This window comes from Paracoccus mangrovi, from assembly GCF_042648425.1.
GTDB lineage: Bacteria > Pseudomonadota > Alphaproteobacteria > Rhodobacterales > Rhodobacteraceae > Paracoccus > Paracoccus mangrovi.
Genome location: NZ_JBHRXJ010000001.1, coordinates 1 through 23,910, shown reverse-complemented (window position 1 = coordinate 23,910; position 23,910 = coordinate 1). Strand labels below are relative to the sequence as shown.

The window sequence follows — 23,910 nt, the reverse complement described above, 5'->3', positions numbered from 1 at the left end:
AGGGCAGGATGATGGAAGACCATAAGATCCGCAATATGGAAGAGTTCTCGGCCGCCAGCGGGATCTCGCGGCCGACGGTCTCGAAATATTTCAACGATCCGACAAGCGTGCGTCCCTCCACGCGCGAGCGCATCGAACATGCCATCGCCAAATATGACTATCGGCCGAATCTTTATGCCATCAACCAGAATCGCAAGGCCACGCGCAGCATCGGGGTGATCGTTCCCCATGCCCTGGACCCGTTTTTTGCCGAGGTCGTCCGCCAGATCGAGCAAAGCTGTTTTCAGGCCGGATACCGCGCCGTCGTGCTGAGCTCTCATGGCGATCCCGAACGTGAATTGGGGGTGCTGGATCTGCTTCATTCGATGCGCATCGGCGGTGCGCTGATCGCGCCGCTGGGGGCGGCCTCGAATGTCGAGCGGCTGCACAAATTCTCGGACGATGTGCCGACCGTGACCTTTGACAGCCATCTCAATGGTCCGCAAGCCTTTGTCGGAACAGATAATTTCCAAAGCATCGGGGTGATCGTCGATTATCTGTGCCGCAGCGGAGAGCCGCCGTTCTTTGTGGATCTTCCGACCTCGAACAGCAATCGCGAAGAGCGCCGCGACGCCTATATCCGCGCGATGGAGGCACAGGCCCTGCAACCCCAGGTCATCCACACCCCCGAGGATGGCTGGGATTTCGAAGAGGCGGGGTTCCGAATCGGATCGCAGCTGATCGAGCGGCGGGCATTGCCCACCATGACGGCGCTTTGTGCCAATGATCGCGTCGCCATCGGCTTGATCGCCGCCGCCTATGACAAGGGGCTGCGCATCGGGCGCGGACCCGGTTTCGCGCTGCGCGTCGCCGGTCATGACGACCATCCGATGGCGCGTTTCACCACGCCCGCCCTGACCACGGTGGCCCAGAACTTTCAAGGGATTGCCGATACCAGCCTTGCGATCCTGTTTGACATGATCGAGGGCGGCGCGGGCATGCCGGGGCGCCGCGAACAGATCGAGGGCAAGCTGGTCCTGCGCGCCTCGGCCTGACGCGCGGAAACTTTCTGCATCGCAGAAATAAATTTCCGCGCGTAAAAATCTCGTTGACATCTCTTCGGGGGGCGAATTAACTGTTGTTAGCGTAAACAGTGCACCGAGGGAGGAGTCGGATGAAACTGAAGCTGACGTTGCTTGCCGCGACGGCGATGGCGCTTGCCAGCGCGGCGCAGGCCGAAGAACTGACTATTGCGACCGTGAACAACGGCGACATGATCATCATGCAGAAACTGTCGCCGGAATGGGAAAAGGCCACCGGCAACAAGATCAACTGGGTCATCCTGGAAGAAAACGTCCTGCGCCAGCGCGTCACCACGGACATCGCGACCAAGGGCGGACAGTTCGACGTGATGACCATCGGCTCGTATGAGGCGCCGATCTGGGGCAAGGCGGGCTGGCTTTTGCCGCTGGACGATCTGGGCGAGGGGTATGACTATCCCGACCTGATCCCGTCGGTGGCGGCGGGGCTTTCGGCCGATGGCAAGCTGATGGCGGTGCCGTTCTATGCCGAAAGCTCGTTCACCATGTATCGCAAGGATCTGTTCGACGCGGCCGGCCTGACCATGCCCGAACAGCCGACCTATGCCGATATCGCCGGTTTCGCCGAAAAGCTGACCGACAAGTCCAAGGAACAATACGGCATCTGTTTGCGCGGCAAACCCGGCTGGGGCGAAAACATGGCCTTCCTCGGCACATTGGTGAACACCAATGGCGGACAGTGGTTCGACATGGACTGGAAGCCCCAGATCGAGAGCGAAGCCTGGAAGACCGCGATCAACTGGTATGTCGATGCGATGACCAAATACGGCCCGCCCGGTGCCGTGAACAACGGCTATAACGAGAACCTTTCGCTGTTCCAGACCGGCAAATGCGCGATCTGGATCGACGCGACCTCGTCGGCCGGGCGCGTCTATGACCCGAACCAAAGCCAGGTTTCGGACAAGGTGTCCTTCACCGCCGCGCCCCAGGCCACCAGCCCCGAAGGCTCGGCCTGGTTCTGGGCCTGGTCGCTGGCGATCCCGGCGAGCTCGACCAAGGCCGAGGCGGCGAAATCCTTCATCAACTGGGCAACCTCGAAGGATTACATCAAGCTTGTCGGCGAAAAGGACGGCTGGGTCGCGGTGCCGCCGGGCACGCGCCTGTCCACCTATGCGCTGCCTGAATATCAAAAGGCCGCGCCCTTTGCCGCAACCGTGCTGGACGCGATCCAGTCCGCCGATCCGGCCAAGCCGACCAAGGACCCGGTCCCCTATACCGGCATCCAATATGTGGCGATCCCCGAATTCCAGGGCATCGGCACCTTTGTCGGCCAGCAGATCGCGGCGGCGCTTGCCGGCCAGACGACGGTCGATGCCGCGCTTCAGGCTTCGCAAGCCTATGCGACCACGGAAATGACCCGTTCGGGTTACATCAAGTAAGTGCGAAAGCACATTCCGGGGGCGGGCCATCCGCCCCCGGCTTTGGCGAGAAGCGCCGACCATCTGTGTCATAGGAGTTACGCATGGCTACCGCGCATTCGCGCGCGCTTGCGCGCCTGATGGTCTCGCCCGCGGTCATTCTGCTTTTGTTGTGGATGATCGTTCCGCTGGGCATGACCATTTATTTCAGTTTCCTTCGTTACAACCTTCTGATGCCGGGCATGGAAAGCTGGACCGGCTTCGACAACTATTATTATTTCGTGACCCAGGCCTCGTTCTGGGTGGCATTGAAAAACACGCTCATGCTGGTTCTGGGGGTGCTGTGCATCACCGTGATCGGCGGCATCCTGTTGGCGCTTTTGCTCAACCAGCCGTTTTTCGGACAGGGGATCGTGCGGGTCATGGTGATCGCGCCCTTCTTCGTCATGCCCACGGTGTCGGCGCTGGTCTGGAAGAACTTCTTCATGAACCCGGTCAACGGCATGTTCGCCCATATCGCCAAGGCGCTGGGGATGCAGCCATTCGACTTTTTCGCGCAGATGCCGCTTGGCTCGATCATCCTGATCGTCGCCTGGAGCTGGTTGCCCTTTGCCACGCTGATCCTTCTGACCGCGCTGCAATCGCTGGACAGCGAGCAGATGGAGGCGGCCGAGATGGACGGCGCGGGCTGGATGAGCCGCTTTTACCACCTGACGCTGCCGCATCTGACGCGCTCGATCACGGTGGTGATCCTGATCCAGACGATTTTCCTGCTCTCGGTCTTTGCCGAGATTCTGGTGACCACCAATGGCGGCCCGGGCAATGCCTCGACCAACCTGCCATATCTTGTCTATCAGCAGTCGCTTTTGTCCTTTGACGTGGGTGGCGGTTCGGCAGGTGGCATCATCGCGGTCATTCTGGCCAATATCGTGGCGATCTTCCTGATGCGGATGATCGGCAAGAACCTGGACGCCTGAGGGGGAGGGACAAGCCTATGGCACGCAAGACCTCGCAAACCCAGCGCATGGTGGTGACCATCGCGGCCTGGACGATCGGCTTTCTGATCTTTCTGCCGATCCTGTGGACCATCATCCTGAGCTTCAAGACCGAAGGCGACGCGATCAAGACCCCGCTCGAGGTTCTGTCCGCGCCCTGGACCACGGCAAGCTATGCCGAGGTGCAGAGCCGCTCGAACTATGCCGGGCATTTCATGAACTCGGTCATCATCTCGGTGGGTTCGACGATCATCGCGCTGATCATCGCGATCCCGGCGGCATGGGCCATGGCCTTTCAGCCGGGCAAGCGGACCAAGGATCTGCTGATGTGGATGCTGTCGACCAAGATGATGCCGGCGGTGGGCGTTCTGATCCCGATCTATCTGCTGTTTCGCGATTTCGGGCTTTTGGACACGCGCATCGGGCTGACGGTGATCATGACGTTGATCAACCTGCCGATCGTGATCTGGATGCTTTACACCTATTTCCGCGAAATCCCGTCCGAGATTCTGGAAGCGTCGCGGATGGACGGCGCCAGCCTGAAGAACGAAATCCTTTATGTGCTGACGCCGATGGCGGTGCCGGGCATTGCCTCGACCATGCTTCTCAACGTCATCCTGGCCTGGAACGAGGCGTTCTGGACGCTTCAGCTGACCACCTCGAAGGCGGCGCCGCTGACCCAGTTCATCGCCAGCTATTCCAGTCCCGAGGGGCTGTTTTACGCGAAGCTTTCGGCGGCATCGACCATGGCCATCGCGCCGATCCTGATCCTTGGCTGGTTCAGCCAGAAACAACTCGTCCGCGGCCTGACCTTCGGCGCGGTGAAGTGAGGTAGACATGGGACAAATCACCCTTACCAAAGTGCGCAAGGCCTTCGGCGAGGCCGAGGTCATTCCCGGCATCGACCTTCAGATCAACGATGGCGAATTCGTCGTCTTTGTCGGTCCCTCGGGCTGTGGCAAGTCCACGCTCTTGCGGTTGATCGCGGGGCTTGAGGACATCACCTCGGGCAAGATCGAAATCGACGGGCGCGAGGCGACGAATGCCGCCCCCGCCGAACGCGGTCTGGCCATGGTGTTCCAGTCCTATGCGCTTTACCCGCATATGTCGGTTCGCAAGAATATCGCATTCCCGCTGAAAATGGCGGGCATGTCGGATGCCGATCAGACCGCCAAGGTCGAGAATGCGGCCCGGATCCTGAACCTGACGAATTATCTGGACCGGCGCCCGGGCCAGCTTTCGGGCGGTCAGCGTCAGCGCGTGGCCATCGGCCGCGCCATCGTGCGCGAGCCGGCGGCGTTCCTGTTCGATGAACCGCTGTCGAACCTTGATGCGGCGCTGCGCGTCACCATGCGTCAGGAAATCACCGAGCTGCATCACAACCTGAAAACCACGATGATCTATGTCACCCATGACCAGGTCGAGGCGATGACCATGGCCGACAAGATCGTGGTGTTGCAGGCCGGCCGGGTCGAACAGGTGGGCAGCCCGCTGGAACTGTATAACGAGCCGGCGAACCTTTTCGTCGCGGGCTTCATCGGCAGTCCCAAGATGAACTTCGTCACCGGCGAACATGCCGCGCGGCACGGTGCGGCGACCATCGGCGTCCGGCCCGAGCATGTCGACGTGACCCCGGACGGCATCTGGGAAGGCAGGGTCATTCTGGCCGAACATCTGGGATCGGACACCTTTCTCAAGGTGGATACCCGCGATGTCGGCGAAATGACCGTGCGCGTCAGCGGCGAAATGCGGCTGGGCCACGGGGATACCGTGCGCCTGCAACCGCGTCCCGACCGCATCTATCGCTTTGCCGAGGACGGAAAGGCACTGAAATGAGATTGCAAGGCAAGACGGCGCTGATCACCGGCGCCGCGCGCGGGATCGGGCTGGAATTCGCCCGCGCCTATATCGCCGAAGGGGCGCGGGTGGCGCTGGCCGACATCAATGCCGATGCGGTGCGCGCCGCCGCCGGCAGCCTCGGCGATCAGGCCGTCGCGGTCCAGATGGACGTCACCCGCCAGGACAGCGTCGATGCCGGCTTTGCCGAGGCCATCGGCCAGCTGGGGCATCTGGATATCCTGATCAACAACGCGGCGCTGTTTACCGCCGCGCCCTTCGAGGATATCGCCCGGGCCGATTACGACCGCGTCATGGCGGTGAACCTGACCGGTACGTTTCTGTGCATGCAGACCGCCGCGCGCCACATGATCGCGCGCGGCAAGGGCGGCAAGATCATCAATATGGCCAGTCAGGCCGGCCGGCGGGGCGAGCCGCTGGTCGCGGTCTATTGCGCCAGCAAGGCCGCCGTCATCAGCATGACCCAAAGCGCCGGGCTGGGGCTGATCCGCCATGGTATCAATGTGAACGCCATCGCGCCCGGCGTGGTCGATGGTGAACATTGGGACATGGTGGACGAGCATTTCGCCCGTTTCGAGGGGCTGAAGCCCGGCGAAAAGAAACGCATGGTCGGTGCGGCCGTGCCCTTTGGCCGCATGGGCGTGGCCGGGGATCTGACGGGTATGGCGATCTTTCTGGCCACGCCCGAGGCGGAATATGTCGTCGCGCAGTGTTTTGGCGTCGATGGCGGAAACTGGTTGGCATGATATGACGAACGATGTCGCATTCCCCCGTTATGACCGTGCCCGGCTGGTGCCCGGGATCGTCCATATCGGTCTTGGCAATTTTCACCGCGCGCATATGGCGGTCTATCTGGACGATCTGTTCAATCTTGGCGAAAGCCATGACTGGGCGATCATCGGCGCGGGCGTGCGCGCGCCCGATGCCCGGATGCGCGACGCGCTGAAGGAACAGGATTGCCTGTCCACGATCATCGAGCTGGACCCCCAGGGCAAGACCTGCCGCCGTGTCGGCGCGATGATCGACTTTCTGCCGGTCGCCGCCGATAACGCGCCCCTGATCGCGGCCATGTCGGATCCCGGGATCCGCATCGTCAGCCTGACCGTGACCGAGGGCGGCTATTTCGTGAACCCCGCCACCGGCCAGTTCGACCCGACCGAAGCGGCCATCGTTGCCGATGGTCAGAACCCCGGCCAGCCCGCGACCGCCTTTGGCGCCATCGTCGCCGCACTCAAGGCGCGCCGCGCCGCCGGGACCGCGCCCTTTACGGTGATGTCGTGTGATAACCTGCCGGGCAACGGCCACGTCACCCATGACGCGGTGATCGGGCTGGCGCGGCTGTCGGATCCGGAACTGGCCGACTGGATCGAAGATAACGTCGCCTTTCCGAACGGCATGGTCGACCGCATCACCCCCGCGACCGGCCCCCGCGAACGCGAGATGGCCGCCAGCTTTGGTCTGGGCGACGATCCGGTGCCGGTCACCTGCGAACCCTTCCGGCAATGGGTGGTCGAGGATAATTTCCCCAATGGCCGCCCCGCGCTGGAAAAGGTGGGCGTCACCTTCTCGGATCAGGTGCATGTCTTCGAGATGATGAAGATCCGCATCCTGAATGGCGGTCATGCCATCATCGCCTATCCGGGCGGCATCATGGGCATCGAATATGTCCATGAAGCGATGGCCAACCCGCTGATCCGCGACCTTCTGGACAAGATCGAGACGACCGAGATCCTGCCCATTCTGCCGCCGGTTCCGGGCACCGATCTGGATGCCTACAAGGCCATGATCATCAACCGTTTTTCGAACCCCGAAGTCGCCGATACCGAACGCCGGCTGTGCTTTGACGGCTCGAACCGGCAGCCCAAGTTCATCATCCCCTCGATCCGCGACAATATCGCGCGCGGGGTGATCCCGCAGGGGCTGATCCTGGCCAGCGCGCTGTGGTGCCGCTATTGCGCGGGCACCGATGAGAACGGCGCGGTGATCGAACCCAACGATCCCGACTGGGACCGTCTGACCCGGATCGCCCAAGAGGCGCGGACCAATCCTCCGGTCTGGCTGGAACAGCGCGCGATCTATGGCGATCTGGCCGACAACCCGGAATTCGTCGCGGCCTTTACCCGGGCGCTGAACGCGGTCTGGGACAAGGGCACGGCGGCTGCGATCCGCGCCTATCTGGGCTGACCGATGGAGGCGATCGTCTTTCGCCAGAACGGTCAGGTCGGGGTCGAGCACATCGCCGATCCCCGACCCGGCCCGGGCGAGGTTCTGGTCCGGGTCCGCGCCAGCGGCATCTGCCATACCGATCTTGAGATTTTGCGCGGCAATTACGGGGCCTCGGCCTTTCCGTTGGTGCCGGGGCATGAATATTCCGGCGAGGTGGTCGAAACCGGCCCCGGCGTGACCGGGTTTGCGATGGGCGACCGTGTGGTGGTCGACCCCAATATCGGTTGTGGCACCTGTCCGGGCTGTCGCGCAGGGCGGGTGAATCTGTGCACGGATCTTGGCGCCTATGGGGTGACGCTGAATGGCGGCTTTGCCGAAGCCTGCGTCGTGCGCGCCGGGGCGCTGGTGCCGATGCCCGCGATCAGCCATCACATGGCGGCGCTTGCCGAACCGATGGGCTGTGTCCTGAACGGGCTTTCGCCGCTTGAGGGGCGCGGTATCGATCACGCGCTGATCTTTGGCGCCGGTCCGATGGGGCTTTTGATGGGGATCGCGCTCGGCATTCGCGGGGCGGGGCGCGTCACCATGGTCGATCTGAACGAGGACAGGCTGGTCATGGCCGAAAGCTTTGGCCTTGGCGGCGTGATCTCGGGGTCCGGGGCGCTGGCGGGGTTGCGCCAGTCCTGCGATCTGGTGGTCGATGCGACCGGCATTCCCGCGGTGGCGGGCGGGCTGGTCGATTATACGGCCAATGGCGGCAGCGTGCTTTATTTCGGTGTCTGTCCGCAATCGGCCCGGATCGAGATTTCCCCCTTTGAGCTGTTTCGCCGCCAGCTTTCGCTGTTTGGCACCCATTCACTGAGCCATCGCGACATCCCCGAGGCGCTGAAGGTCATCGCAGCCTTTGGGCCGGGGATCGAGGCACTGGTGACGCATCGCCTGTCCATGGCGGAAATCGCCGCGATCATGGCCGGCGGCGCGCCGAAAAACAGCATGAAGGTGCATATGACCGTCTGAACGGCGCGGATCCGCGATCCCATGGGGCAGGGCGCGGTGGCGCGTTCTGCCCCATGGCTTTGGCTCATATGCGCGGCGCGCGTGCGTTAGACGCGCTGGCCGCGCACCCATGTCGCGCGCAGGACCGGCGTTTCATCCATCATCTGAAACCGGATCAGATCGGCGCGCAGCCCGGTCTCGATCCGCCCGCGATCCGCCAGCCCGGCCGCGCGCGCCGGGTTCTGCGTCACCGTCGCCATGGCACGGGGCAGATCGTCCCAGAGCCGCGCAAGGATCATCGCCCCCGGCAGCAACCCGGCCGGCACATAATCCGAGGACAGGATATCCAGATGCCCGGCCCGGGCCAGATCGGCGGCCGAGACATTGCCCGAATGACTGCCGCCCCGGATCAGGTTCGGCGCCCCCATCATCACCATGATGCCATGATCGTGACAGGCGCGCGCGGCCTCGGGCGTGGTCGGAAATTCGGCAAGCCGCACCCCATATCCCGCCGAGACGGTGACGTGATCGGCGGTGGTGTCGTCATGGCTGGCCAGAACCGCGCCCAGCCGGTGCGCGATCTCGACGGTCGCGGCCTCATGCGCGTCGCCGTAACGCGCCCTGAGCGCCTGAAGCCGGGCGACATGTTCGGCGAAGGCCGTGTCGTCCAGCTTGTATTTGCCCTGCACATATTGCGCCAGTTTCGAGATGTCGCGGAACTGGCGCTGGCCCGGCGTGTGATCCATAAGGCTGATGATGCCGACCCGGTCTTCGGGGCCGAATTCGTCCAGCTCGGCCAGGAGGGTCTGGGAACAGACCTCGGCGCGCAGATGCAGGAAATGGCTGATCCGCAGGGCGCCGCGCGCGCGCACGGCGGCCAGTTCATGGGCCAGCGGGCGGGCATATTTGTCGTAATCCTGATCCGGGCCGTCGCCGGGGATCGATCCCACGCGCATCGCGTCAAAGACCGTGGTGATGCCGCAGCCCGCGAGTTCCGCGTCATGGGCCAGAATGGCGCTGGCATGGGGCCAGTCGACGCCCGGGCGCGGGCGCAGATGCCGTTCCAGGTTGTCGGTATGCAGTTCGACCATGCCGGGGGCCAGGAAATCGCCTTGCAGATCCGTCGCGCCCGGCGGGACATCGTCGCCCGGGGTAATGGCGGCGATGACGCCATCCTCAAGGCTGAGCGCGCCCCGGATCACGCCCTCGGGCAGCACGAGGCGGGCATTAGCAAGCACAGTGGGGGGTATCGTCATGTTCGGGCAACTGGATTGGGGCGCGTTTCGGCGCCAAGGGGATCAGCCCGCGCGGCCAGCGTCAAGAGGGCGCGCCGCGATGGGCACCGGCGCCGGCACTTGCGTCATTGGCGGCGGGCGGGCGCAGGCGCGGTTTCGATCCGCAGACGGGGGGCCGGAAAGACAATGCGCAGCGCCTCGTATCCCGGAATATGGTGCGATGTTTCGTGCGTGAGCCGAAATCGGGGCCGGGAATGGGTTCGATGCCGCGACAGGCCGCCCGGCGCCGGATCAGCACAGTTCCGCCACCCATTCGGGCACGACCCGGGTCGCGGGCCCCGTGCGCATATCGGTGAAATCGCCGCTGACCGCCGAGGGCACAAGGTTCAGCTCGACGGTTTCGGCCCCGTTGCGGCGGGCATGCTGGGCCAGACCGGCCGCCGGATAGACCTGACCCGAGGTGCCGATGGCGGCAAAGATATCGGCATCCTCGACCGCCTTCCAGATCCGGTCCATGTGATAGGGGATCTCGCCGAACCAGACGATATCGGGGCGCGTCGCCGGCTTGCCGCAGCTGGGGCAGGGGTCGAGCGAGCGCATGACCAGCGTGGCCGGCCAGCGATGCCCGCAATTGGCGCAAAGCGCACCCAAAAGGCTGCCATGCATATGGATCACCTCGGGCGAGCCGCCGCGTTCGTGCAGGTCGTCGACATTCTGGGTGATCAGCGTGACGTCATGCGATTTCGCCAGCCGCGCCAGGGCCTTGTGCGCGGCATTGGGCCGGGCGCGGGCGGCATCCGCGCGGCGCATGTTATAGAAGCGATGCACCAGAACCGGATCTCGGCGGAACCCTTCGGGGGTGGCCACATCCTCGATCCGGTGTTCTTCCCACAGCCCGTCCGTGGCGCGGAATGTACGGATTCCGCTTTCGGCCGAAATGCCGGCCCCGGTCAGGACAGTGATCCGCATCGCCGGTCAGTTCGCGCAATAGGCTTCTGCGGTTGTGGCAAAATTCTTGTAGCGCGCCCAGAAGGCGTTGTCGGAATCGCTTTTCGACATGCGCACCTGTTGGGCCTCGTCGGCATCAGCAAAGAATTTGGCCGCGCGGCGCTGATCGGCGCGCGACAGCGTCATGTCCGCGACCTGCTGGATGCAGCCGCAAAGCTGGCGGCTGGCGCTGCGGTCGGAACGCACACAGGCGGAATCGATGGGGCCGGCAACGGCCAACGGTGTGGTCAGGACCACCGCGGCCGCGGCGATCATCAGGCGATTGATCATGTTCTGTCTCCTCGGATCTTGCCTGGCGGCGGGGTTGGACACCCTCTCTGAGCCACCGGTTTATCTGGCCAAGGTTAACAGAACCTCTCTCACGGCTCAATCACGGGCGGGTGACCATGGATCGCGCAGGCGCGGAAAACGGCCGCAAGATATGCGGCCTATTGTCCCGGAGGTTGGATTCCCGCCCCCGATATCGCCGCGAATCACCGCCCTGTCGATTGCGCGTTCCGGCCTTGCGGGTCGGGCGCACCCGTCCCCGGCGGGGCGGGCCGCCGCCCGGCGGGAAAAAACTACGCAAAGCGGTGTTCCATCCTTTCTAATTATGGCCGCCCCTCCTATCATCGCAAAGTTTTGCGCGTGGACCGCGCAGCCTTTCCACAGTGCAAGGTTTGTCTGATGGTCACTGAAAATTTTCGTGGGGCGATCCTGATGATCGTCTCAATGGTGCTTTTCGCCTTTGAGGACATGTTCATCAAGCTTTTGGCGGCGGGCCTGCCTTTTGCCGAGCTGCTGGCGCTGATCGGGATTCTGGGTGCGGTGGCCTTTGGAATCGTGATGAAATTCAAGGGCGAGCGCCTGCTGACCCGCGACCTTTTTCGGCCCGTGGTCGTCTTTCGCAATCTGGCCGAAGGGATCGGCGCAATCGGTGTGGTGATGGCGCTGGGGCTCAGCGATCTGTCCTCGACGGCGGCCATCATGCAGGCGATGCCGCTGGTGATCATGCTGGGCGCGGCCCTGTTTCTGGGTGAGCCGGTCGGCGCCCGCCGCTGGGGCGCCATCGCCATCGGTTTTATGGGCGTGATGATGGTCGTCCGCCCCGGGCTTGCCGGGTTTCAGCCGGTGTCGCTTTGGGCGGTCATGGCGGTTATCGCGCTGGGGGCGCGCGATATCGCCACGCGGCGCATTCCCAAAGAGGTGCAATCGCTGCAACTGGCCGCCTCGGCCTTTCTGGCGGTGTTTCTGGCCGGCATCGTGATGGCGCCGGTGATGGGACAGGCCTTCGTGATGCCCGATCTGCGGCAATGGCTGTTGTTGATCGGCTGTGTCGCGGTCGGGGGGGCGGGCTATGCGCTGTTGATCATTGCCACGCGCGTGGCCGAGGCATCGGCGATTGCGCCCTATCGGTATGCGCGGCTTGTCTTTTCATTGCTTCTGGCCTGGTTCGTGCTGGATGAGCGGCCGGATCTGCTGACATTTCTGGGGGCTGGCATCATCGTTGCCTCGGGTTGCTATACGATGTGGCGCGAGGCAACCCTACGCCGCCGCCAGCTGCGCGACTGCTGCTGTCTGGCCTCCACGGCGTGACCCTGCGCATACCCCCTTTTCGCAACGCGAAAGCCCTTGTATAGCCCGGCCATGACCGACCTTGATCTCATCCGCAATTTCTCGATCGTGGCCCATATCGACCACGGAAAATCCACCTTGGCCGATCGGCTGATCCAGATGACGGGCACGGTCGCCGAACGCGACATGAAAGCCCAGCTTCTGGACAGCATGGATATCGAGCGCGAGCGGGGTATCACCATCAAGGCCAACACCGTCAGGATCGACTATCCGGCCAAGGATGGGCGCACCTATGTGCTGAACCTGATCGACACGCCCGGCCATGTCGATTTCGCCTATGAGGTCAGCCGCAGCATGCGCGCGGTCGAAGGCAGCCTGCTGGTCGTCGATGCGAGCCAAGGCGTCGAGGCACAGACCCTCGCCAATGTCTATCAAGCCATCGATGCGGGTCACGAGATCGTTCCGGTCCTGAACAAGATCGACCTGCCGGCGGCAGAGCCCGAGCGGGTCAAGGAAAACATCGAGGATGTGATCGGCATCGACGCATCCGACGCGATCCCGATTTCGGCCAAGACCGGCCTCGGCATCCCCGAGGTGCTGGAGGCCATCGTCAACCGCCTGCCCGCGCCCAAGGGCGACCGCGATGCGCCGCTAAAGGCGATGCTGGTCGACAGCTGGTATGACGCCTATCTGGGCGTCGTGGTCATGATCCGGGTCATGGACGGCGTGGTCCGCAAGGGCGATCGCATCAAGATGATGCAGACCGGTGCCGTCTACGGCATCGACAAGCTGGCCGTGCTGCGCCCGCAAATGCAGGACATCGCCGAGTTGGGCCCGGGCGAGATCGGCGTTCTGACCGCCTCGATCAAGCAGGTCCGCGACACCCGCGTCGGCGACACCATTACCCATGAACGCAAGGGGGCGGAAAAGCCCCTGCCGGGCTTCAAACCCGCGCAGCCGGTGGTGTTCTGCGGCCTCTTCCCGGTCGATGCGAACGATTTCGAGGCGCTGCGCGATGCCATCGAGAAACTGGCCCTGAACGATGCCAGCTTCAGCTATGAGATGGAGACCTCGGCCGCGCTTGGCTTTGGCTTCCGCTGCGGCTTCCTTGGGCTTTTGCATCTTGAGGTGATCCGCGACCGCCTGGAACGCGAATACGATCTGGACCTGATCACCACCGCGCCCAGCGTGGTGTTCAAGCTGCATATGAAGGACGGCGAGGTGCGCGATCTGCACAACCCCGCCGATATGCCCGACCTGACCTATGTCGACCATATCGAAGAGCCGCGCATCAAGGCCACGATCATGGTGCCGGACGAATATCTGGGCGATGTGCTCAAGCTTTGTCAGGATCGCCGCGGCATCCAGATGGACCTGACCTATGCCGGCAACCGCGCCATGGTGGTCTATGACCTGCCCTTGGCCGAGGTGGTGTTCGACTTCTACGACCGGCTGAAATCGGTGACCAAGGGCTATGCGTCATTCGACTATCAGCTCTCGGAATATCGTGAGGATTTTTTGGTCAAGATGTCGATCCTCGTGAATGACGAGCCGGTCGATGCGCTGTCGATCATGGTCCATCGCGACCGTGCCGAAAGCCGGGGCCGGGTCATGGTCGAAAAGCTCAAAGAGCTGATCCCGCGCCACATGTTCAAGATCCCGATCCAGGCGGCCATCGGCTCGCGCGTGATCGCGCGTGAAACGCTTTCGGCGATGCGCAAGGACGTGACCGCGAAATGCTATGGCGGCGACGCCACGCGCAAGAAAAAGCTCTTGGAAAAGCAAAAGGCCGGCAAGAAGAAGATGCGCCAGTTCGGCAAGGTCGAGATCCCGCAGACGGCGTTCATTCAGGCGCTCAAGATGGATAACTGAGGTCCCGCGCCGGTCTTGGTGCCGGCGGGCGTCCCCCCCAAACATGCGTTGCTTCCCCGGGCGGCTTTGCAGTGATGCGGCCGCCCGCACGCATTCTGTGCGCCACGCCTGCGGCGGGCGATATTGCCACGTTTCGGCCCGATATTTCCGAGCCGGCGCCATTTCGGGCGGGGATCACATGTTCTGACATCTGCGTGCGTTGCGTAACCCTTTGCCCGCGTCCGCGAAATGCAAGCTACCTGCAACATTTAGAACGGTAGATCCGATGAAAAACCTTGCCATTTTGACATTCGCCACCCTGATCTCTGCACAGGGGGCGGCCGCGGCGGACGGCTTTTATCTGAAAGGCTCGATCTCGAATTCGAATATCGGGCACGAAATCGAACGGAATACCGGAGGAACGACTTTGCCGGTTCCGGATGTCGGCGGCGTTTCGCGGACAGAGATTGACGATCTGGGTGTCGGGATCGGGATCGGTTACCAGCGCGCGCTGGGGGTCGGTGACATGTTCTGGGGTGCCGAACTGTTCTATAATGTCGAAACCGGGGAAAGCCGGAATATCAACGGCGTCCTGAGCACCAAGATCGATCATAAGGCGACCTATGGCGCGCGCGCCCTGCTGGGCACAAAAATCAACGAGAAAGTCGCGGTCTATGGCCATGCGGGCGTGGCCCGTGTCGAATTCGATGTGCGCAACACCTATACTTTCGCGCCGCCGGTCAGAGACAAATCCTTTGAGGAAACCGGGTTCATTTTCGGCTTTGGGGCGGAATATGCGCTGACGGATCGCGTGGCGGTCTTTGCCGATTACAGCCGCATCACCGATATCGATTTCGGCGGCATCCCCGAAGTCGCGGGCGGCACCAATCGTTCAAATCCCAACAAGCTGGATTTCGACAAGATTTCTATTGGCGCGAAATTCACGTTCTGATCCGAAATCATATGGCGGAAGGCCATCCCGCCATATGGATTACGCCCAAAGGCGGGAATATGGACCGGTGCCGATGGCATTTGCCGGACCAGGCCGCCGTTACGAATATGCCCGGCCCGCGCATTGCGCGCGGCGCCGGGCGTCCGGATCGCTGTGGAACATGTATGGCAAACGGCGCCGTCCCGCCATCTGGCCCGGGCATGTAATCCCGGCACGGCGGACGGCATCGCCGGGATTACATGCCCTGCTGCGCCTGATAGCCTTCCTGTTGCACGACCTGACCCGCGGTTTGCAGGTCGCGGCCCGCGCCTTGCACGGTTTCGCATGCGGCCAGCGCCAACAGGGCGAGGATCGGAGAAAGCTTGAAGATCTTGCGCATTCCATACTCCCAAGATGCGGTATTCAATGTCAGAAAACGCGCCGGGCCAGCGGTGGTTCCGGTCGGCGTTAGGGTTTGATTAACACCTTCGTGCTAGGCAAAGTCCATGCGCCTGCTTTTGCTCTTTTGTCTTACGCTGCTTTCCGCCTGTGCCTCGCCGGCACCGGCCTATTTCGACGCGACACGCCATAACATCACCTTGCAGGGCATTCGCTTCGCGGTCTTTCACGACGGCAATTCGGCCGAGGTAATCCGGCTTGGCTATCTGAGCCGCCGCGAACGCGACTTTGTCCCCACACTGATGGTCGAGGCGGCGGAAAAAACCACAGGATGCCGGGCGATCCCCAACAGCCTGCGCACCCGCATCCCCGGCGACACGGGCGAGGGGCGGGTTACCCTTGACTGCTATTAGCGTCCGGGATCCGGCGGCGCGGTTGGGTGCCGCTGCCGGGACCGGCGCGATGGCCATCGCGCCCCGCTGGAATCGGATAGCGGGGCTGAAAAACCGACGCCGATCTGCGCCAGATCAAGGCGATGCCACATAGGCCGGGCTATCTTTTTCTCATGTCGCAGCCATGGGGATGCCTGATGACCAGATTGTTCATGCTGTTGTTTTCCATCGCCTTCACGACCCTTGCCGGAATCGGGATCGTTCTGGTTCTGGTGCTCGGGCGCTATGATGCGGTGGCGATTGCCGGTGCGGCGGCTGTTGGCGGTCTGCTTGCGCTGCCGGTGTCATGGCTGGTGGCAAAGCGGATGCAGGACATCGCCTGACGCGTTTTCGGACCGGCATCCGGGCGAAGATTTCAGCGGCCGCAAGGCTACGACAAACGGCGCGCATCCCGGCCGGGAAAGCCGGGGTGCGGCGTCTCAGCCCAGAAACCCGGCGATCGCCTCGGCCACCTCGGCGGGGCGGTCGGCATGCAGCCAATGCCCGGCGCCGGCGAAATACCGGATCCTTGCCTGCGGGAAATGGGCGCGGATGGCCGCGACCTGTGGCTCGCGGCAATATTCTGAATCGGCGCCGGCCAGAACCTGAACCGGGCCGTCAAAGCTGCCTTTCGGGGCGTCCCCGGGCCAGCCGACAAGATCGGCCATCTGATCGCGCAGGGCGGCCAGATTGAATTTCCAGCGCGGCGGATCGGATTTCAGATCCAGCGATTGCAGCAGAAAGGCGCGCACCCCGGCTTCGGGGATATATGCGGCCAATTGCTTGTCCACGTCCGAGCGCAGCCGGACCCCGCGCAGATCCACCGCCTCCATCGCGTCGATCAGCGCGGTCTGGCTGTGGGAATAGGCATAGGGGGCGATGTCCATCACCACCAGCTTGCGCACCAGTTCCGGGTGGCGCAGCGCCAGCATCATCGCCGCCTTGCCGCCCATCGAATGGCCCACGATATCGGCGCGGCCGCCATGCGCGGCGATCACTTCGGCCAGATCGCCGGCCAGCGCGGCATAGCTGTGATCGGGATCGTGAAAGCTGTCGCCATGATTGCGCATTTCGACCGAGAGGACGCGCCGCGTTTCGGCGAGCCGCCGCGCCAGCCCGCCCAGGTTCTTGCCCGAACCGAAAAGCCCGTGCGCCACAATCACCGGCGGCTGTTCGGTATCGGATCCGGTTTCAATCACATTCAGCATCATGCCCGGACCCTAGCGCCACTGGCGAAGCGGCGCCAGTGGCGATAAGCTTGGAAAAAACTGCGGGGCGCGGGCAATGAGCATCGAAAATATCCGGCCGATGGCGGATGAGGTGGCCAACCTGATGGCGGCCCGTTTCGGCGGTGTGAAACGCGGCCATCAGACCGATCTGGAAAGCATGTTTCGCAAACGCGGCGGCGCCCTGCCGCGCAAGTTGCGGCGCGAGGCGCGGATCATGGCCGAGGCCGACCGCATGGCCGGGCAGCCAAAGCTGGCGCGACAGGTGGATTTCGAGCGTTTCGAACAGGCCCATAAACAGCTCACCGCCTATCTGCGGCCTCTGGGCAAGGGCGCGCGGCTACAGGGGGGCGCGATCGGCATCGCGGCCAGCGTCCTCTTTGGCCTGCTGATGCTGGGGGCGGTCGCGGTCTGGATCATGATCGCGCGGGGGCTCATCTAGGGCGATCACCCGCTTTGTGGCCAGCGTCACGGTGACAAAACTGACGTAAAGCAACAGATACCACGAGCCGATCTTGGCAAATGACACCCGGTCGAGCGTGGCCTGACCGGCATAAAGCCAGGTGCCGGTCATGGTGCCGATATTCTCGGCGATCCACAGAAACAGGCTGGTCAGAAAGGCCGCGACGGGCAGCGGCATGAAATACCAGCGGCTGAGCCGGAACCAGATCCGCGTGCGCCCATAGATCAGCACCGTCGCCGCGAACAGAAACCAGCGGATATCGGGCAGGAAATGATGGGCGAAAAAGTTCACATAGATCGCCCCGGCCAGCGCCAGCGTGACCCAAAAGGGCGGATAGGGCTGAAAGCGCATGTCAAAGATGCGGATCACCCGCGCCATGTATGAGCCGACCGAGGCATACATGAAGCCCGAGAACAGCGGCACGCCCATCAGCTTGAAAAAGCCCGGTTCGGGATAGGCCCATGACCCGGTATCGACCTTGAAGATCTCCATCACCGTGCCGGTCAGGTGAAACAGCGCGATCACCCGCACCTCGGCCCATGTTTCCAGCCTCAGGATGAGAAACAGCACCTGCACGATCAGCGCGAACAGAAACAGCGCGTCATAACGATGGATCGGCCAGCCCGCCTGCCAAAGCCAATGGCTGAGCAGGATCGCGGCAAGCATCAATGCGCCGAACAGACAGGCCCAGCCCTGTTTCAGCACGAACATGACGAAATCACTGGCAAAGCCCGGCAACCGGGCACGCGCCCAGTCGCCAAGCCGATGTTCAAGCGCGCGGGTCTGGCCGCGCGCCGGGTCCCGTTCGGGTATCACATCCCGGCGTAAAGCGGGAAGCGGGCGCAGAGCGCCTCGACCTCGGCCTTGACCTTGGCCTCGACCTCGGCATTGCCTTCCTCGCCATTGGCGGCAAGGCCGTCGACAACCTCGACGATCCAGCGGGCGATCTGGCGGAACTCGGCCTCCTTGAAGCCGCGGGTGGTGCCCGCCGGCGCGCCAAGGCGGATGCCCGAGGTGACAAAGGGCTTTTCCGGGTCGAACGGCACGCCGTTCTTGTTGCAGGTGATATGCGCGCGACCCAGCGCCGCCTCGGTCGCCTTGCCGGTCACGCCTTTCGGACGCAGGTCGGCCAGACAGAGGTGGTTGTCGGTCCCGCCCGAAACGATGTCGATGCCGCCCTTCATCAGCTCATCGGCCATGGCCTGCGCGTTCTTGACGACCTGGGCCGCGTAATCCTTGAACTCCGGCTCAAGCGCCTCTTTGAAGGCGACGGCCTTGGCGGCGATCACATGCATCAGCGGGCCGCCCTGCAAACCGGGGAACACGGCCGAATTGATCTTTTTCGCGATCTCGGCGTCGTTGGTCAGCACCATGCCGCCACGGGGCCCGCGCAGGGATTTATGCGTGGTGGTGGTCACGACATGGGCATGGGGCAGGGGCGAGGGATGCTGCCCGCCCGCGACCAGACCGGCGATATGGGCCATGTCGACCATCAGCCAGGCGCCGACCTCATCTGCGATCTTGCGGAATTCGGCCCAGTCCCAGACGCGGCTATAGGCGGTGCCGCCGGCCACGATCAGCTTGGGCTTGTGTTCATGCGCGGAGCGGCGGATTTCCTCCATGTCCAGCAGCTGGTCCTGCTTGCGCACGCCATAGGAAACGACGTTGAACCATTTCCCGGACATGTTCACCGGGCTGCCATGGGTCAGGTGCCCGCCCGAATTCAGATCCAGCCCCATGAAAGTGTCGCCCGGCTGCAAAAGCGCCAGGAACACGGCCTGGTTCATCTGCGACCCGGAATTGGGTTGGACATTGGCGAATTCGCAACCGAACAGTTCCTTGGCGCGCTCGATCGCCAGGGTCTCGACGATGTCGACATATTGGCAGCCGCCGTAATAGCGCTTGCCCGGATAACCTTCGGCATATTTGTTGGTCAGGACCGAGCCCTGCGCCTCAAGCACCGCCTTGGAGACGATGTTTTCGCTGGCGATCAGCTCGATCTCGTCGCGCTGGCGGCCAAGTTCCTTGCGGATGGCGCCAAAGATTTCGGGATCGCGGCTGTCCAGCGTTTCGGTGAAGAATCCGGTGTCGGTCATCTGGTCCTCGTGCAAAAAGCGGCCTCGCGGCGTTCTAGCGGCTTTTGTCCCGGGCCGCTAGGACGGATGCGACGCGGGGGCGGTAGAATGTACCATGCGTCAAGGGCCTTGCGCCCGGCCCCCGTCGCGCCATGATGGCGGGCATGAAGATGCATTTCATTTCCAGCAGCACCGAAGCCGCCGTCACCGCCGCCGAAACCCTGTCGGCGCGTTACGGCCATGTCCCGATCCCCGAGGCCGAGGTGATCGTCGCGCTTGGGGGCGACGGGCTGATGCTGTCGGTCATGCATCAGAACCGCAACCTGCCGGTTTACGGCATGAACCGGGGCACCATCGGCTTTCTGATGAACGGATATTCGGAAAGCGATCTGCCCGAACGCATCGCGGCGGCCGAGGAAACCGTGGTCAACCCGTTGGCGATGACGGCGGGCACCACCGACGGGCACGAGCATTGCGCGCTGGCCATCAACGAGGTCAGCCTGCTGCGCGCGGGCCCACAGGCGGCGCGGTTGCAGATTTCCGTCAATGGCCGGGTGCGGATGCGCGAGCTGGTCTGCGACGGCGCGCTTTTGTGCACGCCGGCGGGGTCCACGGCCTATAACTATTCGGCCAACGGGCCGATCCTGCCTTTGGGCACGGATGTGCTTGCGCTGACGGCGATTGCCGCCTTTCGGCCGCGGCGCTGGCGGGGGGCGATCCTGCCCAGCACGGCGACGCTGCGCTTTGATGTGCTGGAACCCGACAAGCGCCCGGTCATGGCCGATGCCGATTCGCGCGGCGTCAACTCTGTCCTCTGGGTCGAGATCCGGTCCGAGACCTCGATCAGCCACCGTCTGCTGTTCGACCCCGGTCACGGGCTGGAAGAACGGCTGATGCGCGAACAATTCGTTTGAGGCCGCGCGCGGCGCAGGGTAAAGGGCCGGGCATGAACAATCGTCCCGATCTTTCGCCCGAAATCGCCCGCCGCCGGACCTTTGCGATCATTTCGCACCCGGACGCCGGCAAGACCACCCTGACCGAAAAGTTCCTGCTTTTCGGCGGCGCCATCCAGATGGCCGGACAGGTCCGCGCCAAGGGCGAGGCGCGGCGCACGCGTTCGGACTTCATGAAGATGGAGCAGGATCGCGGCATCTCGGTTTCCGCCTCGGCCATGAGTTTTGAGTTCGGGCAATATCGTTTCAACCTTGTCGACACGCCCGGCCACAGCGATTTTTCCGAGGATACCTATCGCACGCTGACCGCCGTGGATGCGGCGATCATGGTCATCGATGGCGCCAAGGGGGTCGAATCCCAGACCCGCAAACTGTTCGAGGTCTGCCGGCTGCGCGATCTGCCGATCCTGACCTTCTGTAACAAGATGGACCGCGAAAGCCGCGATACCTTCGAGATCATCGACGAGATTCAGGAAAACCTGGCCATCGATGTGGCCCCGGTCAGCTGGCCCATCGGCATGGGCCGCGACTTCATCGGCGCCTATGACCTTTTGCACGACCGGCTGGAAATCATGGACCGCGCCGACCGCAACAAGGTGGCGGAATCGATCCAGATCAGCGGCCTTGACGATCCCCGGCTGGCCGATCACGTCCCCGCCGACCTTCTGGCCAAGCTGCGCGAAGAGTTGGAAATGGCGCGCGAATTGCTGCCCGTCTTTGATCGCAAAAGCTTTCTTGAGGGGCATCTGACCCCGATCTGGTTCGGCAGCGCGATCAACAGTTTCGGCGTCAAGGAGCTGATGACCGGCATCGGCGAATTCGGCCCCGGGCCGCAGCCCCAGAATGCCGCCGAGCGCGAGATCGCCCCCGAGGAAAAGCCGGTGACCGGTTTCGTCTTCAAGGTTCAGGCCAATATGGACCCCAAGCACCGCGACCGTGTGGCCTTTGTGCGGCTGGCCAGCGGGCATTTCGAACGCGGCATGAAGCTTTTGCATGTGCGGTCGAAAAAACCGATGGCGGTGTCGAACCCGGTGCTGTTTCTGGCCGCCGACCGCGAACTGGCCGATGAGGCCTGGGCCGGGGATATCATCGGCATTCCGAACCACGGCCAGCTGCGTATCGGCGATGCGCTGACCGAGGGCGAGGGGCTGCGTTTCACCGGCATCCCCAGCTTCGCGCCCGAGCTTTTGCAGACCGTGCGCGCGGGCGACCCGATGAAGGCCAAGCATCTGGAAAAGGCGCTGATGCAATTCGCCGAAGAGGGCGCCGCCAAGGTCTTCAAGCCGATGATCGGCTCGGGTTTTATCGTCGGCGTCGTGGGGGCGTTGCAGTTCGAGGTTCTGGCCAGCCGGATCGAGATCGAATACGGCCTGCCGGTGCGCTTTGAGCCGACGCAATTCACCAGCGCCCGCTGGCTGTCCGGCCCCAAGGACAAGGTCGAGGCCTTCGCAAATACCAATAAACAGCACATGGCGCAGGATCATGACGGCGATCTGGTCTATCTGACGCGGCTGCAATGGGACATTGATCGGGTCGAGCGTGATCAGCCCGAGCTGAAGCTGACGGCGACCAAGGAAATGATGGTGTGAAGGAACGGGCGCTGAGGTGGTTAGAGCCTTTTGGAAAAGGGTTCTGACGAGCCTGCTCGGGAGGCTGTAGGGGCAGCAGGCAGAGTTTAGCTTAAACCAAACTCTACAGAAACGCCGGACCTATCAAGTATAAAGTGCTTGCGCACCCAACAACCTCGTCGCAACATCGAAACAGTTGCCAACGGGTGCTTCGTAAAGCAATCTGCCTTCCCAGCGATATTACGGCGCATTTCCCCGCCACCATCGCCGACCTCTACGACCCCGAAAAGATGCCCGACAACCTCCGCGCCGCCCACGACCGCAACGATGAGACCCTCGAACGCATCTACATCGGCCGCCGCTTCCGCAACGACACCGAACGGCTGGAACACCTGTTCAGCCTCTATACGAAGATGACGACGAAGGTGAGAGCAGTGCAATGACGGCGCATGATCTTCCGGATCTGGAGGCTTTTGAAGATTGCTTCGTCAACAATGCGGATTTGGAGCGAGTGTCCGGTTATCTCAATCGTTTCAACCCGATCCGCGTGATGCGAATGGAGCACATGGAAATCCGCCACTCTGCTATTCTGGCGTGGCTTCTGGATCCCGTGGAAACGCATGGATTTGACGATAGGTTCTTGCGTGCTTTTTTGTCACAGGCGCTCCGCCGACAAAGCGTACGGCGTGAACCATCCGCGCTTGATGTGGCGCAAGCGGATCTGCGCGACGCGGAAATTCGCCGTGAAAAGCATAACATCGACTTGTTTGTCACGTCGCCTGGCAACGGTTGGGCATTCGTTATCGAGAACAAGTTCCACAGCAAACAGCACAACGGGCAACTGAAACGCTATCTTGATCATGCAAAGGGCGAAGCAGAAGATGCGGGACTTACCCTCAAGCATCGAGGGATTTTCCTGACGTTGCATGAAGAGGATCCCGACGAGAATGTTGGGGATGACTACGTTTCGCTCCGCTATGAAGATATTTGTAATATTCTTGATGCCCTTATGGCGGATGGTGGTGTCAAAGTTGCGCCTGAGGTTAGGCAATTTATCAGCCATTACCTCGAGATCATTAAGGACGCAGCCGGTATGAATGAAGAGCAGATGAAAATGGAAATTTTGGCCAAGCAGCTGTACCGGAAGCATAAGAAGGTCCTGAACTTTATCATGGAACATGGCGCCGTAACGGAATTCACTATGGCGGCGGAAAGTCTCTTCGGTAGCGATCTTGAATATGGTGATGAGGTCGAGATTGATGGCGCGCAGTACATGTATAGCTGGAACAGCGACCATCAATACAGCTTTATACCTGTTTCGTGGCGAAAGCCTCTGGGCGGAAAAGATAAGATCGATATCTGGGAGGGGTGTGAAAGTTGGTGGGCCAGATATCCGCTAATCTGCTGGTTTGAGCTTTACGAAGATGCTGATGGGATGAAGGGTCGGCTGCGATTGTTTGCAGAGGTGGGGCCGCTTTCGAACTTTGAGCATCGAAAAAAGCTGATAAAGGGTATAAAAAGGGCTGCGGATAGGGCTGGCCTGGGTGAGGTCCAGTTTCGTGCTGACGCGGAAAGGGAAGGGGCGCGGTACTCTAAATTTCTGAAATCTACCGCAAACAGCATCCTAATCTCCGACGTCAGTGATCTGGAGGTGGAATAACCGGGCACAAACCATGCAATGACGGGAAAGGGGCGGCAGATTGCCGCCCCTTTGTGTTTCGCGGTGGCTTGACCGACGATCCCGGAACGGCAGGGGGCGCCTTCG

At 62.5% G+C, this 23,910-nt stretch carries 24 protein-coding genes and 1 pseudogene; 18 read left to right on the top strand and 7 right to left on the bottom strand.

The features are described 5' to 3' along the window. The first annotated feature begins 8 nt into the window (after positions 1-8). From ACFOMH_RS00125 to ACFOMH_RS00090, 8 genes are all read left to right on the top strand, one after another. Positions 9-1,034, top strand: a complete 1,026-nt coding sequence (locus ACFOMH_RS00125) for a LacI family DNA-binding transcriptional regulator (protein WP_377741826.1) — start codon at positions 9-11, stop codon at positions 1,032-1,034. A gap of 119 nt (positions 1,035-1,153) precedes the next feature. After that, complete coding sequence (locus ACFOMH_RS00120) at positions 1,154-2,458, top strand: ABC transporter substrate-binding protein (RefSeq protein ID WP_374421726.1); 1,305 nt, start codon at positions 1,154-1,156, stop codon at positions 2,456-2,458. A gap of 83 nt (positions 2,459-2,541) precedes the next feature. Then, the gene (locus tag ACFOMH_RS00115) at positions 2,542-3,414 is read left to right on the top strand and encodes a carbohydrate ABC transporter permease (protein ID WP_374421727.1); all 873 of its coding nucleotides are present in this window, start codon (positions 2,542-2,544) and stop codon (positions 3,412-3,414) included. A gap of 17 nt (positions 3,415-3,431) precedes the next feature. Beyond that, a complete protein-coding gene (locus ACFOMH_RS00110) occupies positions 3,432-4,262 on the top strand; it encodes a carbohydrate ABC transporter permease (RefSeq protein WP_374421728.1) in 831 nt (276 codons plus the stop codon). Positions 4,263-4,269: 7 nt separating this feature from the next. Further along, positions 4,270-5,268, top strand: coding sequence for an ABC transporter ATP-binding protein (locus ACFOMH_RS00105; RefSeq protein ID WP_374421729.1), 999 nt, complete (start codon positions 4,270-4,272; stop codon positions 5,266-5,268). Continuing rightward, the gene (locus ACFOMH_RS00100; RefSeq protein ID WP_374421730.1) at positions 5,265-6,035 is read left to right on the top strand and encodes an L-iditol 2-dehydrogenase; all 771 of its coding nucleotides are present in this window, start codon (positions 5,265-5,267) and stop codon (positions 6,033-6,035) included. The genes ACFOMH_RS00105 and ACFOMH_RS00100 overlap by 4 nt, the downstream gene beginning before the upstream one ends. A gap of 1 nt (position 6,036) precedes the next feature. After that, complete coding sequence (locus ACFOMH_RS00095) at positions 6,037-7,473, top strand: mannitol dehydrogenase family protein (RefSeq protein ID WP_377741823.1); 1,437 nt, start codon at positions 6,037-6,039, stop codon at positions 7,471-7,473. Positions 7,474-7,476: 3 nt separating this feature from the next. Continuing rightward, positions 7,477-8,472 carry an alcohol dehydrogenase catalytic domain-containing protein gene (locus ACFOMH_RS00090; protein WP_377741821.1) on the top strand — a complete coding sequence of 332 codons (996 nt, stop codon included), beginning with the start codon at positions 7,477-7,479 and terminating at the stop codon, positions 8,470-8,472. An 86-nt stretch (positions 8,473-8,558) separates the two neighbouring features. Here ACFOMH_RS00090 and ACFOMH_RS00085 read toward each other — a convergent pair whose 3' ends face one another. The 3 genes from ACFOMH_RS00085 to ACFOMH_RS00075 all read right to left on the bottom strand — a co-directional run bounded on the left by ACFOMH_RS00085 (position 8,559) and on the right by ACFOMH_RS00075 (position 10,964). Beyond that, positions 8,559-9,707 (bottom strand): alpha-D-ribose 1-methylphosphonate 5-triphosphate diphosphatase, encoded by a 1,149-nt coding sequence (locus tag ACFOMH_RS00085; protein ID WP_374421733.1) that lies wholly within the window; start codon positions 9,705-9,707, stop codon positions 8,559-8,561. A 270-nt stretch (positions 9,708-9,977) separates the two neighbouring features. Continuing rightward, positions 9,978-10,655, bottom strand: coding sequence for an NAD-dependent deacylase (locus tag ACFOMH_RS00080; RefSeq protein WP_374421734.1), 678 nt, complete (start codon positions 10,653-10,655; stop codon positions 9,978-9,980). Positions 10,656-10,661: 6 nt separating this feature from the next. Next, on the bottom strand, positions 10,662-10,964 hold the full coding sequence (locus ACFOMH_RS00075) for a hypothetical protein (RefSeq protein WP_374421736.1): 303 nt from the start codon (positions 10,962-10,964) through the stop codon (positions 10,662-10,664). 396 nt (positions 10,965-11,360) lie between these two features. Between ACFOMH_RS00075 and ACFOMH_RS00070 the strand changes: the two genes are divergently transcribed. The 3 genes from ACFOMH_RS00070 (at position 11,361) to ACFOMH_RS00060 (ending at position 15,051) form a co-directional block, all read left to right on the top strand. Then, a complete protein-coding gene (locus ACFOMH_RS00070; RefSeq protein ID WP_377741819.1) occupies positions 11,361-12,269 on the top strand; it encodes a DMT family transporter in 909 nt (302 codons plus the stop codon). 51 nt (positions 12,270-12,320) lie between these two features. Beyond that, a complete protein-coding gene (gene lepA / locus ACFOMH_RS00065; RefSeq protein WP_377741816.1) occupies positions 12,321-14,120 on the top strand; it encodes a translation elongation factor 4 in 1,800 nt (599 codons plus the stop codon). A 265-nt stretch (positions 14,121-14,385) separates the two neighbouring features. Next, positions 14,386-15,051: an outer membrane protein gene (locus ACFOMH_RS00060; protein WP_374421740.1), complete on the top strand. Its 666-nt coding sequence runs from the start codon at positions 14,386-14,388 to the stop codon at positions 15,049-15,051. A 235-nt stretch (positions 15,052-15,286) separates the two neighbouring features. Here ACFOMH_RS00060 and ACFOMH_RS00055 read toward each other — a convergent pair whose 3' ends face one another. Next, the gene (locus tag ACFOMH_RS00055; RefSeq protein ID WP_374421741.1) at positions 15,287-15,430 is read right to left on the bottom strand and encodes an entericidin A/B family lipoprotein; all 144 of its coding nucleotides are present in this window, start codon (positions 15,428-15,430) and stop codon (positions 15,287-15,289) included. A 106-nt stretch (positions 15,431-15,536) separates the two neighbouring features. Here ACFOMH_RS00055 and ACFOMH_RS00050 point away from each other — a divergent pair, with 106 nt between their 5' ends. Continuing rightward, positions 15,537-15,842: a hypothetical protein gene (locus ACFOMH_RS00050; protein WP_377741813.1), complete on the top strand. Its 306-nt coding sequence runs from the start codon at positions 15,537-15,539 to the stop codon at positions 15,840-15,842. 176 nt (positions 15,843-16,018) lie between these two features. Continuing rightward, positions 16,019-16,204, top strand: a complete 186-nt coding sequence (locus ACFOMH_RS00045; RefSeq protein WP_374421743.1) for a hypothetical protein — start codon at positions 16,019-16,021, stop codon at positions 16,202-16,204. Positions 16,205-16,300: 96 nt separating this feature from the next. On the opposite strand, the gene ACFOMH_RS00040 is transcribed toward ACFOMH_RS00045, so the two are convergent. Next, complete coding sequence (locus ACFOMH_RS00040) at positions 16,301-17,071, bottom strand: alpha/beta fold hydrolase (RefSeq protein ID WP_377741811.1); 771 nt, start codon at positions 17,069-17,071, stop codon at positions 16,301-16,303. A gap of 73 nt (positions 17,072-17,144) precedes the next feature. Here ACFOMH_RS00040 and ACFOMH_RS00035 point away from each other — a divergent pair, with 73 nt between their 5' ends. Then, the gene (locus ACFOMH_RS00035; RefSeq protein ID WP_377741810.1) at positions 17,145-17,528 is read left to right on the top strand and encodes a hypothetical protein; all 384 of its coding nucleotides are present in this window, start codon (positions 17,145-17,147) and stop codon (positions 17,526-17,528) included. Here the strand turns inward: ACFOMH_RS00035 and ACFOMH_RS00030 are convergent. After that, positions 17,427-18,365 (bottom strand): DUF817 domain-containing protein, encoded by a 939-nt coding sequence (locus ACFOMH_RS00030; RefSeq protein WP_377741808.1) that lies wholly within the window; start codon positions 18,363-18,365, stop codon positions 17,427-17,429. The two genes, ACFOMH_RS00035 and ACFOMH_RS00030, sit on opposite strands and share 102 nt — an antisense overlap. Further along, positions 18,362-19,645: a serine hydroxymethyltransferase gene (gene glyA, locus ACFOMH_RS00025; protein WP_374421747.1), complete on the bottom strand. Its 1,284-nt coding sequence runs from the start codon at positions 19,643-19,645 to the stop codon at positions 18,362-18,364. Before glyA ends, ACFOMH_RS00030 begins: the two co-directional genes overlap by 4 nt. A gap of 143 nt (positions 19,646-19,788) precedes the next feature. Between glyA and ACFOMH_RS00020 the strand changes: the two genes are divergently transcribed. The 4 genes and pseudogenes from ACFOMH_RS00020 (at position 19,789) to ACFOMH_RS00005 (ending at position 23,805) form a co-directional block, all read left to right on the top strand. After that, positions 19,789-20,538, top strand: a complete 750-nt coding sequence (locus tag ACFOMH_RS00020; protein WP_374421748.1) for an NAD kinase — start codon at positions 19,789-19,791, stop codon at positions 20,536-20,538. Between the two features lie 32 nt (positions 20,539-20,570). Then, a complete protein-coding gene (locus ACFOMH_RS00015) occupies positions 20,571-22,166 on the top strand; it encodes a peptide chain release factor 3 (protein WP_377741807.1) in 1,596 nt (531 codons plus the stop codon). 224 nt (positions 22,167-22,390) lie between these two features. Further along, positions 22,391-22,588 (top strand): annotated as a pseudogene (locus ACFOMH_RS00010) (type IIL restriction-modification enzyme MmeI); the annotation flags it as partial. Continuing rightward, positions 22,585-23,805 carry a PDDEXK-like family protein gene (locus ACFOMH_RS00005; protein ID WP_377741803.1) on the top strand — a complete coding sequence of 407 codons (1,221 nt, stop codon included), beginning with the start codon at positions 22,585-22,587 and terminating at the stop codon, positions 23,803-23,805. The pseudogene ACFOMH_RS00010 and the gene ACFOMH_RS00005, both read left to right, overlap by 4 nt. The last annotated feature ends 105 nt before the right edge of the window (positions 23,806-23,910 follow it).